Below are 14515 nucleotides of genomic sequence, written 5' to 3' on the forward strand. Positions count from 1 at the left end.
CCCCCTTCTGTGATTTCCGGTTTAGTATGGCCGCTTTCCGGTTGACAAATGCGGCCGCGGGGGGCTATGATATATAGGTTAAACACGCGATACAGGGGGAACCGTCATGAAGATCCATCCGCTCAAGGGCATGAAGGACTATCTGCCCGACGAACAGCGCCTGCGGGACTATGTGCAGGGGCGCATCCTGGCCACCTACCGCGCCAGCGGCTTTCAGCGCATCTCCACTCCCATGCTGGAGGACATGGAGAACCTGGACAAGAGCGAGGGCGGCGACAACCTGAACCTGATCTTCAAGGTGCTCAAGCGGGGGGACAAGCTGGCCGCCGCGCTGGCCTCGGGGCAGGAGAAAGAGCTGTCGGACATGGGGCTGCGCTACGACCTGACGCTGCCGCTGAGCCGCTACTACGCCGCCAACCGGGACAAACTGCCCACGCCCTGCAAGGTCATCCAGACCGACCGGGTGTTCCGCGCCGAGCGGCCCCAGAAGGGCCGGATGCGGGAGTTCGTGCAGTGCGACATCGACATCCTGGGCGACGAGAGCACCAACGCCGAGATCGAACTGATCGACGTGACCGCCCGGGCCCTTCTGGACATCGGCTTCAAGGACTTCACGGTGAACATCAACGACCGGCGCATTTTGCGGGGGATGCTGGCAGGCATGGGCTTTGCCGCCGACAGCCTGGACAGCGTCTGCATCACCTTTGACAAGCTGGACAAGATCGGCGCCGAGGGCGTGACCGCCGAACTGGCCGACAAGGGCTGCCCCGCCGCCGCGGTGGCGGCGCTGAGCGAATTTCTGGCCGCCGGCCGCACCGACCTGCAGGCGGTGAGCGCGCTGTGCGGCGACGAGGCCCTGGCGGCAGACCTTGAGCGGGTGATGGAGGCGGTCAAAACGCTGGCGGACGGAACATACGCCATCGAATACTGCCCCAGCCTGGTGCGGGGCCAGGGCTACTACACCGGCATGGTGTTCGAGGTGACCTGCCCCGCCTTTGCAGGGGCGGTGGCCGGCGGCGGCCGCTACGACAACATGGTGGGCAAGTTCCTGGGCCAGGCGGTGCCGGCGGTGGGCTTTTCCATCGGTTTTGAGCGCATCTGCGGCATCCTGGCGGAGCAGGGCTTCACGGTGCCCGCCGACAAGGCCCGGCTGGCGCTGCTCTACCTGCCCGGGTCGGACTTTGCCGCCGTGCTGAAAAAGGCCGCCGACCTGCGCGGCCAGTACACGGTGACGGTGCTGCCCCAGGCAAAAAAGCTGGGCAAGCAGCTGGGCCAGCTGGAGGCCCAGGGCTTTGCCGCCGCGGCCTTCTTCGACAACGACGACATCAAGGCGCTGGGCGTGGCCCGGTGAGCCGTTTTCCCCTTCGATTTGAACGGGAGGGGCGGGCGAAAGACGTCCGCCCCTCCTTTTTTTGCATAAACGCCCCGCCGCCCGGGCAGACTACTGCCAGGAAGGGAGGAGGAGGCGTGTATGCAGATCTTCTTTAAAATCTGTCTTGTCCTGCTGATCGTGGGCGGTCTGAACTGGGGCCTGGTGGGCCTGTTCAGCTTCAACCTGGTGGGATGGCTGTTCGGCGGTTCCGCCAGCACCATCAGCCGCATCATCTTCACGCTGGTGGGCCTGGCGGCCCTGGGCGCCATCCCCGGCCTGTTCGGCCTGGGCGACGGCGGCGAGCGCACCCAATCCTGAATCTTGTGACCGCAACGGAAAGGCCGCGGCGCTTTTTAAAAGCGCCGCGGCCTTTCCCGCGCAAAAAAGGGGCCCCCGGCGTCTGCCGGGGCCCCTCTGTCTGCTTTGAGATTACAGCTCAGCGAAGTACTTGATGGTGCGCACCATCTGGCTGGTGTAGCTGTTCTCGTTGTCGTACCAGGCCACGACCTGCACCTGATAGGTGTCGTCGTCGATCTTGGTGACCATGGTCTGCGTGGCGTCGAACAGGCTGCCGTAGCGCATGCCGATCACGTCGCTGGACACGATGGGATCCTCGTTGTAGCCGTAGCTCTCGGAAGCGGCGGCCTTCATGGCGGCGTTGATGCTCTCCTTGGTCACGTCCTTGCCCTTGACAACAGCCACCAGGATGGTGGTGGAGCCGGTGGGAACGGGCACGCGCTGGGCGGAGCCGATCAGCTTGCCGTTCAGCTCGGGGATGACCAGGCCGATGGCCTTGGCAGCGCCGGTGCTGTTGGGCACGATGTTGGCGGCGCCGGCACGGGCACGGCGCAGGTCGCCCTTGCGGTGGGGGCCGTCCAGGATCATCTGGTCACCGGTGTAGGCGTGCACGGTGGTCATGATGCCGCTCTGGATGGGGTAGGTGTCGTTCAGGGCCTTGGCCATGGGAGCCAGGCAGTTGGTGGTGCAGGAAGCGGCGCTGATGATCTGGTCATCGGCGGTCAGGGTGTTCTCGTTCACGCTGTAAACGATGGTCTTCAGGTCGTTGCCCGCGGGAGCGGAGATGACGACCTTCTTGGCGCCGGCCTGGATGTGGGCCATGGCCTTGTCCTTCTTGGTGAAGAAGCCGGTGCACTCCAGCACCACGTCCACACCCAGCTCGCCCCAGGGCAGCTCGGCGGGGTTGGGGTTCTTGTAGATGGTGATCTTCTTGCCGTCGACGGTGATGGAGTCCTCACCGGCCTCCACGGTGTGACCCGCGTAACGGCCCTGGGCGGTATCGTACTTCAGCAGATGGGCCAGCATCTCGGGGCTGGTCAGATCGTTGATGGCCACCACTTCGTAGCCCTCCGCGCCAAACATCTGACGGAAGGCCAGACGGCCGATGCGGCCGAAACCATTGATTGCAACTTTCACTGCCATTGTAAAATCCTCCTTATGATTCGAGCCCCTCCCTGGCGGGCGGAACTTCTCACGGTTGGTTTTATTGTAACGCAATTCCCGTGAAAGCACAAGGGGCTGTGAAGAATTTAACGCAAAAATGCAAAAGAAAACTTTGGAAGGTACAACGCGCGCATGAACAAAGCCCGCCCCGCCACACTAAAGGGAGACTGAAAAAAGGACGGGGATGGGATGAGCCTGCAAACCGAGTGCCCGCGGCGCACCGCGGCGCTGCTGCGCGCTGAATGCGCCGAGGTGCTCACGGCGGAAGGCGCGGCGGCGCGCGCCGCCGGCTACCGCATTTTGCGCGCGGCGCAGAATCTGGAGATGTGGGCGGATCTCACCGGCGGCGGCTTTCCCGCGCGGGTGATGGACCTTGCCGCCAGCGCCCGGGCGCTGGCCGAGGCGGCGCGGGAGGTGTGCCCCATGCCCCCTTCCCTGCTGCGCTTTGCCGCCTGCGGCCAGCCGCTGCCGGTGGCCGCCAGCGAGCCGGCCTTCGGGGCGGCATTTCTGAATCTTTTGTGCAACAGCCTTGTCTACGGCGGGGCGAAACCGGCGGTGAGCGTGCGCTGCCTGCGCCAGGGCAACCGGGCGGTGCTGCTCTTCCGGGACTGGGGGCCGGGCATCCCGCTCCACCGCCAGCGGCAGGCCCTGACCCCCTTTGCCGGGTCGGGCAGCCTGCCGGGGCTGGGGCTGGGGCTGCCGCTGGCCGCCGCCTTCGCGGCCCGCTACGGCGGGGCCTTCACACTGGAGAGCCGGCCGGGCCGGGGGGTGGCGGCGGCGCTGTCGCTGCCGCTGTGCCCGGTGGCCCGGCTGCCCCGGCCGCCCCACGCCGCCGCTTTGCTGGCCGACCGGTACAGCCCGGTGTATGTGCAGCTGTCGCCCCGGTGCATCCTGCCCGATTGACCCGCGCAAACGGGTATATTATAATGGACGTGCACGATTTTTCGGGAGGCAGGGCATGAAAAAGCGAATCTGTATCCTTTACACCGGCGGCACCATCGGCATGGTGCCCACCCCCAAGGGCTACGCCCCCCGGCGGGGATACCTGGGCCCGCTGCTGGCGGAGATGCCGGAACTCACCGGCCCCGAGGCCCCCGACTGGGACCTGGTGGAGATGGATCCCCTGCTGGACTCCTCCAACATCGCGGTGGACCAGTGGAACGACATCGGCCGGGCCATCTTTGCCCGCTACGGCGATTACGACGGCTTTGTGGTGCTGCACGGCACCGACACCATGGCCTACACCGCCGGCGCGCTGAGTTTCATGCTGGAGAACCTGCAAAAGCCGGTGGTGCTCACCGGCAGCCAGATCCCCCTGTGCCGGCTGCGCAGCGACGGGCGGGAGAACCTGATCACCAGCCTGCTGATCGCGGCCCAGGGCCGGGCCGCCGAGGTGTGCCTTTATTTTGGCGGCAAGCTGCTGCGGGGCAACCGGGCGGTAAAGCGCTCGGCGGACGGGCTGCAGGCCTTTTTCAGCCCCAACTACCCGCCGCTGGCGCTGGCGGGGGTGAACATCCGCTACGACGACGCGGCCCTGCGCCGGCCCGGCCCCGAGGGCCCGCCGGCGCTGGCCCCCTTCGACCAGGTGCCCATCGGGGTGCTGAAGGTGTTCCCCGGCATCCAGTTCGACCTGTTCGAGCCCATCATGACCCGCCGGCTGCGGGGCATCGTGCTGGAGACCTTCGGCGCGGGCAACATCCCCGACGAGCAGGGCGCGCTGCCGCCCCTCATCCGCAAGGCCTGGCAGAACGGCGCGGTGCTGACGGTGTGCAGTCAGTGCTTCCAGGGCGGGGTGCTGCTGGGTGAGTACGCCGCCAGCGCGGCGCTGACGGCGGCGGGGGCGGTGAGCGGCGGCGACATGACCACCGAGGCCGCCGTGGCAAAACTCTACTATCTGTTCAGCAAGGGGCTGGACGCCGCCGCCGTGAAGGAGAAGATGGGAGAAAACCTGCGGGGCGAGCGCAGCGACGCCGCTACATAAATTTCCGCGAAAGAGGCGGCCCCCGCCGGGAAGTTCCCGGCGGGGGCCGCCTCTTGCTTTGTCAGCGCCTGATGATCTTGTAAAGCTGGATGACCAGGGTGGGCGCCAGGGCCAGCAGGGCGATCTGCCCCAGCTGGGCCCCCGAGAGGGCGCTCACGGCGAAGAGGCCCTCCAGCGCCGGCACGAAGAGCACCGCCGCCAGCAGCACCACGCCCAGGACGAAGGCCCCCAGGCTGTACCAGTTGCCGGAAAAGCCCAGCTTGAAGATGGACGCCCGGCCCCGGCAGTTGAACCCGTGGAACAGCCGCGCCAGGGTGAGGGTGGCGAAGGCCATGGTGCTGGCCAGCGCCGCCCCGCCGGCGGAAAGGCCCAGGTAGAAGGCGGTCATGGTGGCGGCGCCGATCAGCGCGCCCTGGGCGCCGATGACGCCCAGCAGCCCCTTGTCCAGGATGGGTTTCCTGGGGTCGCGGGGGGGCTGGTCCAGCAGGTCCTCCCCCGCGGGCTCCATGCCGATGGCCAGGGCGGGCAGGCTGTCGGTGAGGAGGTTGATGAACAGCAGGTGCACCGCCTGGAAGGGCACCGGCAGCCCCGCCAGCGAGGCCCACAGCACGCAGAGGATGCCCGCCGTGTTGCCCGAGAGCAGGAATTGGATGGCGTTTTTGATGTTGGCATAGACGCCCCGGCCGTTCACCACCGCCCGCACGATGGTGGCGAAGTTGTCGTCGGTGAGGATCATGGAGGCGGCGTCCTTGCTCACCTCGGTGCCGGTGATGCCCATGGCCACGCCGATGTCCGCGGCCTTCAGGGCGGGCGCGTCGTTCACCCCGTCGCCGGTCATGGACACGATGCTGCCCCGGCGCTGCCAGGCCTCCACGATGCGGATCTTGTGCTCGGGCGAGACCCGGGCGTAGACCGACACCCGGGGCAGCACCTCGTCCAGCTGAGCGTCGGTCATGCGCTGCAGCGCCGCGCCGTCCAGCGCCTCGTCCCCCGGCCGCAGGATGCCGATCTTGGCGGCGATGGCGCTGGCGGTGACCTTGTGGTCGCCGGTGATCATGATGGTGCGGATGCCGGCGCGCTTCGCGTCCGCCACCGCCTGCACCGACTCGGGCCGGGGCGGGTCCACCATGGCCACCAGGCCCACAAAGGTGAAGTCGCTCTCGCAGGCCATGGTGAGGGGTTCGTCCTCGGCCAGGGTGCGGCGGGCAAAGCCCAGCACCCGCAGCCCCTGCCCCGACCAGGCGTCGTTCACCCTGTCCAGCAGGGCCCTGTCGTCGTCGGTGATGGGCCGCTCGCCCGCCGCCGTGAGGATGCGCGCCGAGCGGGCCAGCAGTTCGTCCATGGCGCCCTTGGTGTAGAGGGTGCGCCGCCCGTCCACCCGGTGCAGGGTGCTCATCAGCTTGCGGTCGGAGTCGAAGGCCAGCTCGCCCAGGCGGGGGTATTCCGCCCGCAGGGCCTGCTCGCTCAGGCCCATGCCCCGCCCCAGCTGCACCAGGGCGATCTCGGTGGGGTCGCCCACCGCGCCCTCCTCGCCGATGGTGGCGTCGCTGGCCAGCAGGCCCATCCCGGCCAGCAGGGTCTGGGCCGGGTCGTCGGCGGCCATGGCGGCCGCGTCCAGCTCCTCGCCGGCCACCCAGGCCTTCTGCACCTCCATGCGGTTCTGGGTGAGGGTGCCGGTCTTGTCCGAGCAGATCACCGACACCGACCCCAGGCTCTCCACCGCCTTCAGGTCCTTGATGACCGCGTTCTGCCGGGCCATCTTCTGCGTGCCCATGGCCAGCACGATGGTGACGATGGAGCTGAGGGCCTCGGGGATGGCGGCCACCGCCAGCGCCACGGCGAACATCAGGGAGTCCAGCACGGGCATGCCGCTGCGGAAGATGGACAGCAGGAACACCACCCCGCAGATGGCCATGATCACCACCGCCAGCTTGCCGCTGAAGGCGTCCAGGCTCTGCTGCAGGGGGGTCTTGCGCTGCTGGGTGCGGTTCATCAGGGCGGCGATGTGGCCGATCTCGGTGTCCATGCCGGTGCCGGTGACCACCATCATCCCCCGGCCGTAGGTGACCAGCGACCCGGAAAAGGCCATGTTTTTCCGGTCGCCCAGGGGCACCTCGTCCCCTTCCAGCGGCCCGTCGGTCTTTTCCACCGGCTCGCTCTCACCGGTGAGGCTGCTCTCGTTGACCTTCAGCGACCAGCTGTTCAAAAGCCGCCCGTCGGCCACCACCATGTCGCCCGCCTCCAGCAGCACCACGTCGCCGGGCACCACCTGTGTGGAGGGCAGGGCCACCGTCTCGCCGCCCCGCAGCACCTTGGCGGTGGGGGCGGACATGGCCTTCAGGCTCTCCAGGCTCTTTTCCGCCTTGAGGTACTGCACCGTGCCCAGCACCGCGTTGAGCAGCAGCACCGCGAAGATCACCAGGGTGCTCTCGCTCTGGCCGCTGGCCAGGGAGATGAGGGCCGCCGCCACGAGGATGATCACCAGCAGGTCCTTGAACTGTTCGGCAAACACCTGCAAAGCGCTCTTTTTCTTGCCCTCCGACAGCTTGTTCTCCCCGTACTGCTCCCGACGGCGGGCCGCCTCGTCGGCGGTGAGGCCCTCGGCGGTGACCTGCAGGGCGTCCAGGGTCTCGCGGGCTGTTTTTTTGTACCAGTTTTCCATCTTTTGTGCCTCCCCTGTCTTCTTTGCGGGCATATAAAATGCCCGGCCGTCCTTGCGCGGCGGCCGGGCAAAAAGAAAAGACCTCCCGGCAGCCGCGGCAAAGCGACTGCTGAAAAGTCTTGTGACCACAAAACACAGGGCCCGCGCCGCCAGGCCCGAGGGGCCGGCTTGTTGGCGGTGCGGCAGGGCGGCTTTGGACCGGCCGCCTACACTACTCCCTTTTCAACACCGTTATTATACCCGGAAGGGGGCGGCGCGTCAATCGCGCCGCCCCCATTTTACAAACATTTTACATTTCAGGTCCCGTCGGCGGCGGGTTCCGGCTCCCGGGCCGGGGCCCCCGCGGAGCCAAAGGCGTACACCGCGCCGCAAAGGCCCACCAGCGCCAGCGCCGCGGCCTCGGCCAGGTCGGCCGGGGCGGCGCTGCCCACCAGAAAGCGGGCCAGCGCGCCGGGGAAGGCCAGGCAGCTGCACAGCAGAAAAGCCGCGCTGCCGGTGAAGAACACCCAGCCGCCGCTGCGCCCGCCGGGCAGATAGGCCACCTTGGCCTGGGCGGCGGTGAAGAGCAGCGCCGCCAGCGCCGCCAGGGCGGCGAAGTTGGCGTCCACCCGGGCCATGCCGGTGGGGGCCAGGCCGAAGCGGCAGATGGTGAGCAGATAGAGCGAGAGGGTGCCCGCCACCCCCCACAGGGCGCTGCCGGTGGGGGCTTCAAACTCGGGGGTGAACCGGCTGCGGCCCAGCAGCAGCATCCAGACGGCGCTGACCAGGTACAGCACCGCGCAGGCCTTGCCGAAGGCGTCCAGCGCCGCCCAGCCGGCCAGTTTCGTGCCCGCCAGCGCGGCAAAGCCGAAGCCGGCCAGAAAGCACGTCACGCCCTGAGCGGTGCTCTGGCCGCAGAGGGCCGCGGGGCGGCGGGGCGCCAGCAGCGCGCCCAGCGCCAGCAGCGCCAGCACGCCCCCCGCCACGGCGTAGCGCGCCCAGGCGGGGCCCCAGGTCACAAAGCCGGTGGCAAGGTCGGTGTAGTTCACCACGTCCAGCCAGCGGGCCGCGCCCGCCGTCGCCGCCACCAGCAGCAGCAAAAAAGCAGCAATGCGTTTCATCAGCGTTCCTCGAGGGTCTTGTATTTCTGCCGCACGCCCAGATACTTGTAGGCCGGGCGGATGATGCGGTTGGCGAACATCACTTCCTCCACCCGGTGAGCGCACCAGCCGGGGATGCGGCTGATGGCGAACAGCGGGGTGTACAGGTCCGGCCCGATGCCCAGCATTTTGTAGATCAGGCCGCTGAACAGGTCCACATTGGCACAGACGGTCTTGTTGCCCTTCTCCTCGGCGAACACCTGGGGGCCCAGCCGCTCCACCAGGCACAGCAGGTTGAACTCGTCCTCAAAGCCCTTCTCCATGGCCAGGTCCCGGGCCTTCTGGCGCAGGATCACCGCCCGGGGATCGCTGAGGGTGTACACCGCGTGGCCCATGCCGTAGATCAGGCCGCTGCCGTCGCCCTCCTGACGGCGGATGATCTTGCGCAGAAACTCCCGCACCTCGTCCTCGTCGGCGTGGTTTTGCACCCCGGCCTGGATCTGGCCCAGCTGCTCCATCACCTTCAGGTTGGCGCCGCCGTGCTTGGGCCCCTTCAGGCTGCCGATGGCCGCCGCGATGGCGGAGTAGGTGTCGGTGCCGGAGGAGGAGAGCACCCGGCAGGTAAAGGCGGAGTTGTTGCCGCCGCCGTGGTCCGCGTGGAGCACCAGGCACAGATCCAGCAGCTTTGCCTCCTCGTGGGTGAACTTCTGGTCCGCCCGGTAGGTGGCCAGGATGTGCTCGGCGGTGCTCTGGCCGGGGGTGGGCATATGGAAATACATGCTCTGGTGGTCGTAGATGCGCCGCTTGATCTGGTAGGCGTTCACCATGATGGTGGGCAGGCCGGCGATCAGGCTGATGGACTGCTCCAGCAGGTTCTCCAGGCTCAGGTCCTCGGGATTCTGGTCGTAGCTGTACATGGCCAGCACGCCCCGGGCCAGCTTGTTCATCAGATTGGGGCTGGGGGCCTTCATGATCATGTCCTCGGCAAAGCCGTCGGGCAGGGCCCGGTGGCTTTGCAGGATCTCATCGAACTGGTCCAGTTCCGAGGCGGTGGGCAGGGTGCCGAAGAGCAGCAGCCAGATGACCTCTTCAAACATGAAGCGGTCCTTCTCATAGGCCTCCTCCACGATCTTTTCCACATTGATGCCCCGGTAGATGAGCTTGCCCGGGATGGGCACCACCCTGCCGTCGGGCGTTTTTTCATAGCCCACCACGTCGCAGACGTTGGTGAGCCCCGCCAGCACGCCGGTGCCGTCCGGGTTGCGCAGCCCCCGCTTGACCCCCAGCCGCTCGCTGGTCTCGGGGTCGATGTAGTTATTTTTCAGGAACTCCTCGCATAGATATTTCATTGTCTCCGGCGCGAGCCGGGTCTTTTCCACCGCCATGATCCTTTTTTCCTTTCCTCATTTGATACTTTCCCGTACTCCGCCGCGTCCCGCGGCCGCCTGTCTCTTTAATATATATATTTTCCATATTACACGGTTTGCCCTTAAATTGCAAGGGCGACAAAAAGGAGGATGTACATGAAACGCGCGCTGCTTCCCATTGCCCTGTTCGCCCTGCTCACCTACTGCCTGCCGCTGGTGAGCCTGCTGGTGCCGGTGCGGGCCTCCGGCGAAAGCGCCGATCCGCCCGCCGCCTCCGCCGACCCGGAGGCCGGTCAGAGCCCCGCCGCCCAGTTCCTTGCTCCCGCCGACCCGGACGAGACGGGGCAGCAGCCGGCGGACGCGGAGGCCGACAGCGAGGTGATCCGCCTGTGGGACGCGGGCGCCGGCGAGGTGCTGGAGGTGCCGCTGCTGGAGTATCTCATCGGGGCGGCGGCCAGCGAGATGCCGGTGACCTGGCCGGACGAGGCGCTGAAGGCCCAGGCCATTGCCAGCCACAGCTACGCCCTCTACCAGCGGGACCACGCCGAGGCGGACAAGCTCTCGGGGGCCTGGTTCTCGGTGGACCCGGCACGCCGGCAGGGCTACATGAGCAAGGAGGTGCTGCAAAGCTACTGGGGCGACGCCTTTGCGGCCAATTATGCCCGTCTGGAGGCGCTGTTCACCCCCCTTTTGCACCAGGTGCTCACCTTTGAGGGGGCGCCGGCGGCGGCCTGTTACCACGCCATCAGCAACGGGCAGACCGAGGCCAGCGAGAACGTGTGGAACGAGGCGCTGCCCTACCTGGCGGGGGTGGATTCCACCCTGGACCTCACCGCCGAGGGGTATGAACAGACGGTGACCTACACCACCCAGCAGATGTACGACGCCATCGTGCTGGCGGTGCCGGGGGCCGCGCCGGAGGAGGGCGAACCGGAGGGCTGGTTCGGCGAAGCCAGCTACACCCCCGCCGGCTATGTGGACAAGATCCAGTGCGCCGGGGTGTTCGTGCGGGGCACCGACCTGCGCACGGCGCTGGGGCTGCGCAGCGCCTGTTTTTCCATCGAGTATTCCGACGGGGTGTTTGCGGTCACCACCAGGGGATACGGGCACGGCGTGGGGATGAGCCAGTACGGCGCCAGCGCCATGGCCCTCACCGGCAAAAGCTGCGCCGAGATCCTGGCCCACTACTACCCCGGCACCGCCCTGGAGACGCTGCCGGGCTGAGCGCGGACGAAAGGGCCGCCCGCGGGGAGAAAAGATCTCCCCGCGGGCGGCCCTTTTTTGCATTTTCACAGCAGCCGGCACAGCACGCTCTCGGGCGGGAGTTCCTCCATCCGCCCGCCCACCGCCGAAAGGAAGTGGGCGTCGGAGGAGGCGAGCACCTCGAGACCGGGGGGCAGCAGACCCCGCCGCTCATACTCCGCCGCCCGCTCCGGCCTTTGCAGTTCCACCGCCCGAAAGCCCGCCTCGGCGGGCAGCAGCCCCAGCACGGAAAAAGCGGAATAACTGCCCGCGTCGGCGTGGGCGGGCACCGGCTCGCCGCCTAAGAAGCGGCACCGGGCGGCCGCCTCCTCCAGCGGCCAGGCGCAGGCGGCGGGCAGCAGCTTGTTGATCCTGGCCAGCACCCGGTCCTCCTCGTCCATCACCCACTGCTCGCCCCAGATGGCCGGGTCGCAGGGCAGGGGCGGCAGCGCCTGCCACAGCTGCCGGCCGTACTCCAGCGCCGCCTCCACCGTTTTGAAGTAGCACAGAAGATGGATCTCCTCGGCGCAGGTGACCTCCAGCCCCGGCAGCAGGCGCAGCCCGTACTCCCGGCAGGCCCGCGCGGCGGCGGGCAGGTTCAGGGCGCTGTTGTGGTCGGTGACGGCGATGAGCCCGGCCCCCGCCAGCTTCGCCAGCCCCGCCACGTTGGCGGGGGTCATGTCCCGGTCGGCGCAGGGGGAAAGGCAGGTGTGCAGGTGCAGGTCGTACCGCATCGCCTTTTCCCCCTTTCGTTTTTACAGGCCCATGGCCTTTGCCAGGGCAAGGCTCGCCTCAAATTCCGGCAGGTCGGTGGCAAACACCAGCACATCGTTTTCCGCCGCCCGCTGCCGGGCGGTGTCGTCCAGAACGGCGCCGTGGCAGAGCACGACGCAGGCGCACTCCGCCAGGCAGGCCACCGCCACCGCGTTCACGTTGCCCATCACGGTGAACCAGGCGTCCCCCTCCTTCGCCCGGCCCATGGCCCAGCTCAAAAGGTCGCCGGTGAAGACCCCTTTTATCTCCCGCTCCTCCCCCGGCACCAGCGGCAAAAAGCCGCAGGCGGCGGGCAGGTCGTTGGTGGTCATCGTCCCTCGCCCCCTTCCCCGGCCGCTCTCTCCTGTTTTGCCAGCAGCGCCTCCAGCTGGCGGCAGCGCAGCAGGGCGCAGTCGGTCACCTGGGCCAGGCCCCGCACCACGTCCTCCGCCAGCGCCTCGCAGCTGGGCGCGCCGCAGGCGCCGCAGTCCAGCCCCGGCAGGGCCTTGCAGATGGCCTGCATCCGGTTGTATCGCTCGAACCGCTCCCCCCGGGTGGCCCCCAGTTCCAGCACCGGGGCGTAGGTGAGGTCGGTGTCCCACAGCATCCCGGTGGGCACCCCGCCGTTCAGCCGGTTCACCGTGCCCGCCACCGTGCGCTGCATCCGCTTGAGTTTGGTGCGGGCGATGTAGGGGTTTTCCAGCTGCAGCACGCCCCCCAGGCAGCCGCCCGCGCAGGCCCGCAGCTCCACAAAGTCGATTTGGTCGTATTTTTCGTCCTCCAGATCCTCCAGCACCCGGGTGATGTTCTCCATGCCGTCCGCCACCAGGTGATTCTCCACCCCGGACAGGCCCAGCGCCTCGCCACCGCTGGCCGCCCAGGCCAGGCCCGCCGCGCCCGCCGTCGCCCGGTGGGGCGGGGTGCGGCTGCCGTCCATCAGTGCCAGCAGTTTGGGGTAGATCTCCGCCGCGGCCACCGCCCCGTCCAGGGCGCTGCGGCTGCTGCCCACCGGCGCGCGGCGCATGGTGACCTTGGCCGGGCAGGGCACGATGGCGATGCAGCCGATCTTTTCCGCTGGCAGGCCGGTCTTTTCCGCGGCCCGCTCCTTGGCCATGCGGGCCGCCAGTTCCATGGGCGGCACCAGGGGCAGCACATGGTCGATCAGCTGGGGAAAGCGCACCCGGATGAGCCGCGTCACCGCCGGGCAGGCGGAACTGATCACCGGCTTTTCCACGCTGCCGGTGGCCAGGATGCGGCTGGTGGCGTCGCTGATGAGTTCGGCGGCGGCCGCCTCCTCAAACACGTCGTCAAAGCCGGCTTTGCACAGCGCGTCCAGCACCAGATCCTGATTTTTCTGGTGGTTGTACTGCACATAGAGGCTGGGGGGCACGATGGCCACCCGGTATTCGAAATGCCCCAGCAGCGCCAGCGGGTCGCTCACCGCCCGCTTGGCCCGGTGGGGGCAAAGCCGGATGCACTCGCCGCAGTCGATGCAGCGCCCCGCCTCGATCACCGCTTTGCCGCCCCGCACCCGGATGGCCTGGGTGGGGCAGCGCTTGATGCAGTTGGTGCAGCCGTTGCACAGCCGCTTTTCCAGCGTGACCGAATGCACGAATTGGTCCATGTTCCCCTCCCCGAACGGCGCGCCGCTCAGTCGATGTTCACCCGCATGGCGATGGTGGTGCCCACCCCCACGGTGGATTCGATGTGGAATTCATCGGTGTAGCGCTTCATGTTGGGCAGGCCCATGCCCGCCCCGAAGCCCAGGCTGCGCACCTCGGCGCTGGCGGTGGAAAAGCCCTCCCGCATGGCCTGCTCGATGTCCGGGATGCCGGGCCCGTGATCCGACAGCACCATCTCCACCGCCTCGTCGCCGATGGCCACGTCGATGCGCCCGCCCCCCGCGTGGATGGCCAGGTTGATCTCCCCCTCGTAGAGGGCGATGGCGATGCGCCGCACCGCCGCCGCGGGCAGGCCCAGCTTTTTCAGGGTGGACTTCAGCTCGGCGCTGGCCTCCCCCGCCCGGGCGAAGTCGTCGCCGGGCACGGTGTACTCCAGCCGGATGGGTTCGCTCATGCCATCTCCCCTCCCCGCAGGCCCTGCTGATAGAGCCTGCCGCAGGCGGTGAACATGGGCAGGTCGGTGGAGAGCACCGCCATCCCCCGCGCCGCCGCCATCTCCACGATCTGCGCCTGGGGCTGCTTGCCCCGCACAAACACGATGCACACCATGTCCATCATCTCGGCGGTGCGCACCACCTGGGGATTGTTCAGCCCGGTGAGCAGCACCGCCTGGTCCTTCACATAGGCCAGCACGTCGCTCATCATATCGCTGCCGCAAGCCCCGTGCACCTGGGTGTCCAGGTCGGCAGCTGGCGTGTGCAGCGTCGCGTTCAGAATGTCTCTCACCTGCCCGATGGTCATATCGGCGCCCTCCCTTTTCCCTCGGGCGGCCCGGCCGGCCGCCTCTTTGCTTTTATTATAAAAGACGCCCACCCCGCTGACAAGGGCGGATTTGGGGTATTTTTCACAATTTCATTGAAACATCCCGTTCAATTTTGTCTGTATTTCTCGCCCTCAGATTGTTTATTCCGTAACG

14 protein-coding genes are annotated in these 14515 nt (G+C 67.7%); 5 read left to right on the plus strand and 9 right to left on the minus strand.

The features are described from left to right. Positions 1 to 106: 106 nt before the first annotated feature. Both hisS and ACH2A7_RS05095 read left to right on the plus strand, forming a co-directional pair. On the plus strand, positions 107 to 1351 hold the full coding sequence (hisS, locus tag ACH2A7_RS05090) for a histidine--tRNA ligase (protein ID WP_394960595.1): 1245 nt from the start codon (positions 107 to 109) through the stop codon (positions 1349 to 1351). Positions 1352 to 1471: 120 nt separating this feature from the next. Then, positions 1472 to 1690 carry a DUF378 domain-containing protein gene (locus tag ACH2A7_RS05095; protein ID WP_394960596.1) on the plus strand — a complete coding sequence of 73 codons (219 nt, stop codon included), beginning with the start codon at positions 1472 to 1474 and terminating at the stop codon, positions 1688 to 1690. 111 nt (positions 1691 to 1801) lie between these two features. On the opposite strand, the gene gap is transcribed toward ACH2A7_RS05095, so the two are convergent. Next, positions 1802 to 2812, minus strand: a complete 1011-nt coding sequence (gene gap / locus ACH2A7_RS05100; protein WP_394960597.1) for a type I glyceraldehyde-3-phosphate dehydrogenase — start codon at positions 2810 to 2812, stop codon at positions 1802 to 1804. Positions 2813 to 3022: 210 nt separating this feature from the next. Between gap and ACH2A7_RS05105 the strand changes: the two genes are divergently transcribed. Together ACH2A7_RS05105 and ansA are read left to right on the plus strand one after the other, a co-directional pair. Then, complete coding sequence (locus tag ACH2A7_RS05105) at positions 3023 to 3736, plus strand: ATP-binding protein (protein WP_394960598.1); 714 nt, start codon at positions 3023 to 3025, stop codon at positions 3734 to 3736. 55 nt (positions 3737 to 3791) lie between these two features. Beyond that, positions 3792 to 4814: an asparaginase gene (gene ansA / locus ACH2A7_RS05110; RefSeq protein ID WP_394960599.1), complete on the plus strand. Its 1023-nt coding sequence runs from the start codon at positions 3792 to 3794 to the stop codon at positions 4812 to 4814. 61 nt (positions 4815 to 4875) lie between these two features. On the opposite strand, the gene ACH2A7_RS05115 is transcribed toward ansA, so the two are convergent. The 3 genes from ACH2A7_RS05115 to ACH2A7_RS05125 all read right to left on the minus strand — a co-directional run bounded on the left by ACH2A7_RS05115 (position 4876) and on the right by ACH2A7_RS05125 (position 9940). Then, positions 4876 to 7476, minus strand: a complete 2601-nt coding sequence (locus tag ACH2A7_RS05115; RefSeq protein WP_394960600.1) for a cation-translocating P-type ATPase — start codon at positions 7474 to 7476, stop codon at positions 4876 to 4878. Between the two features lie 296 nt (positions 7477 to 7772). Beyond that, a complete protein-coding gene (locus tag ACH2A7_RS05120) occupies positions 7773 to 8576 on the minus strand; it encodes a hypothetical protein (RefSeq protein ID WP_394960601.1) in 804 nt (267 codons plus the stop codon). Beyond that, complete coding sequence (locus tag ACH2A7_RS05125; RefSeq protein WP_394960602.1) at positions 8576 to 9940, minus strand: citrate synthase; 1365 nt, start codon at positions 9938 to 9940, stop codon at positions 8576 to 8578. The genes ACH2A7_RS05120 and ACH2A7_RS05125 overlap by 1 nt, the downstream gene beginning before the upstream one ends. A 138-nt stretch (positions 9941 to 10078) precedes the next feature. Between ACH2A7_RS05125 and spoIID the strand changes: the two genes are divergently transcribed. After that, positions 10079 to 11146 (plus strand): stage II sporulation protein D, encoded by a 1068-nt coding sequence (gene spoIID, locus ACH2A7_RS05130; RefSeq protein WP_394960603.1) that lies wholly within the window; start codon positions 10079 to 10081, stop codon positions 11144 to 11146. Between the two features lie 65 nt (positions 11147 to 11211). On the opposite strand, the gene ACH2A7_RS05135 is transcribed toward spoIID, so the two are convergent. From ACH2A7_RS05135 to ACH2A7_RS05155, 5 genes are read right to left on the minus strand one after another with little or no spacing between them, the layout of a single operon-like run. Beyond that, on the minus strand, positions 11212 to 11898 hold the full coding sequence (locus ACH2A7_RS05135) for a PHP domain-containing protein (RefSeq protein WP_394960604.1): 687 nt from the start codon (positions 11896 to 11898) through the stop codon (positions 11212 to 11214). A 21-nt stretch (positions 11899 to 11919) separates the two neighbouring features. Continuing rightward, positions 11920 to 12249 carry a hypothetical protein gene (locus ACH2A7_RS05140; protein WP_394960605.1) on the minus strand — a complete coding sequence of 110 codons (330 nt, stop codon included), beginning with the start codon at positions 12247 to 12249 and terminating at the stop codon, positions 11920 to 11922. Further along, positions 12246 to 13541, minus strand: a complete 1296-nt coding sequence (locus tag ACH2A7_RS05145) for a [Fe-Fe] hydrogenase large subunit C-terminal domain-containing protein (protein ID WP_394960606.1) — start codon at positions 13539 to 13541, stop codon at positions 12246 to 12248. The genes ACH2A7_RS05140 and ACH2A7_RS05145 overlap by 4 nt, the downstream gene beginning before the upstream one ends. Positions 13542 to 13567: 26 nt before the next feature. Next, positions 13568 to 13993, minus strand: a complete 426-nt coding sequence (locus ACH2A7_RS05150; protein WP_394960607.1) for an ATP-binding protein — start codon at positions 13991 to 13993, stop codon at positions 13568 to 13570. Next, positions 13990 to 14340, minus strand: coding sequence for a DRTGG domain-containing protein (locus ACH2A7_RS05155; RefSeq protein WP_394960608.1), 351 nt, complete (start codon positions 14338 to 14340; stop codon positions 13990 to 13992). Before ACH2A7_RS05155 ends, ACH2A7_RS05150 begins: the two co-directional genes overlap by 4 nt. Positions 14341 to 14515 lie beyond the last annotated feature (175 nt).

This window comes from Candidatus Allofournierella merdavium (assembly GCF_944382735.1).
Lineage (GTDB): Bacteria > Bacillota > Clostridia > Oscillospirales > Ruminococcaceae > Allofournierella_A > Allofournierella_A merdavium.

Coding starts and splice junctions, on each gene's coding strand:
- ACH2A7_RS05140 (WP_394960605.1), bottom strand. CDS start 12,249: ATGACCACCAACGACCTGCCCGCCGCCTGCGGCTTTTTGCCGCTGGTG.
- hisS (WP_394960595.1), top strand. CDS start 107: ATGAAGATCCATCCGCTCAAGGGCATGAAGGACTATCTGCCCGACGAA.
- ACH2A7_RS05155 (WP_394960608.1), bottom strand. CDS start 14,340: ATGACCATCGGGCAGGTGAGAGACATTCTGAACGCGACGCTGCACACG.
- gap (WP_394960597.1), bottom strand. CDS start 2,812: ATGGCAGTGAAAGTTGCAATCAATGGTTTCGGCCGCATCGGCCGTCTG.
- ACH2A7_RS05135 (WP_394960604.1), bottom strand. CDS start 11,898: ATGCGGTACGACCTGCACCTGCACACCTGCCTTTCCCCCTGCGCCGAC.
- ACH2A7_RS05120 (WP_394960601.1), bottom strand. CDS start 8,576: ATGAAACGCATTGCTGCTTTTTTGCTGCTGCTGGTGGCGGCGACGGCG.
- ACH2A7_RS05125 (WP_394960602.1), bottom strand. CDS start 9,940: ATGGCGGTGGAAAAGACCCGGCTCGCGCCGGAGACAATGAAATATCTA.
- ACH2A7_RS05095 (WP_394960596.1), top strand. CDS start 1,472: ATGCAGATCTTCTTTAAAATCTGTCTTGTCCTGCTGATCGTGGGCGGT.
- ACH2A7_RS05105 (WP_394960598.1), top strand. CDS start 3,023: ATGAGCCTGCAAACCGAGTGCCCGCGGCGCACCGCGGCGCTGCTGCGC.
- spoIID (WP_394960603.1), top strand. CDS start 10,079: ATGAAACGCGCGCTGCTTCCCATTGCCCTGTTCGCCCTGCTCACCTAC.
- ACH2A7_RS05145 (WP_394960606.1), bottom strand. CDS start 13,541: ATGGACCAATTCGTGCATTCGGTCACGCTGGAAAAGCGGCTGTGCAAC.
- ACH2A7_RS05150 (WP_394960607.1), bottom strand. CDS start 13,993: ATGAGCGAACCCATCCGGCTGGAGTACACCGTGCCCGGCGACGACTTC.
- ACH2A7_RS05115 (WP_394960600.1), bottom strand. CDS start 7,476: ATGGAAAACTGGTACAAAAAAACAGCCCGCGAGACCCTGGACGCCCTG.
- ansA (WP_394960599.1), top strand. CDS start 3,792: ATGAAAAAGCGAATCTGTATCCTTTACACCGGCGGCACCATCGGCATG.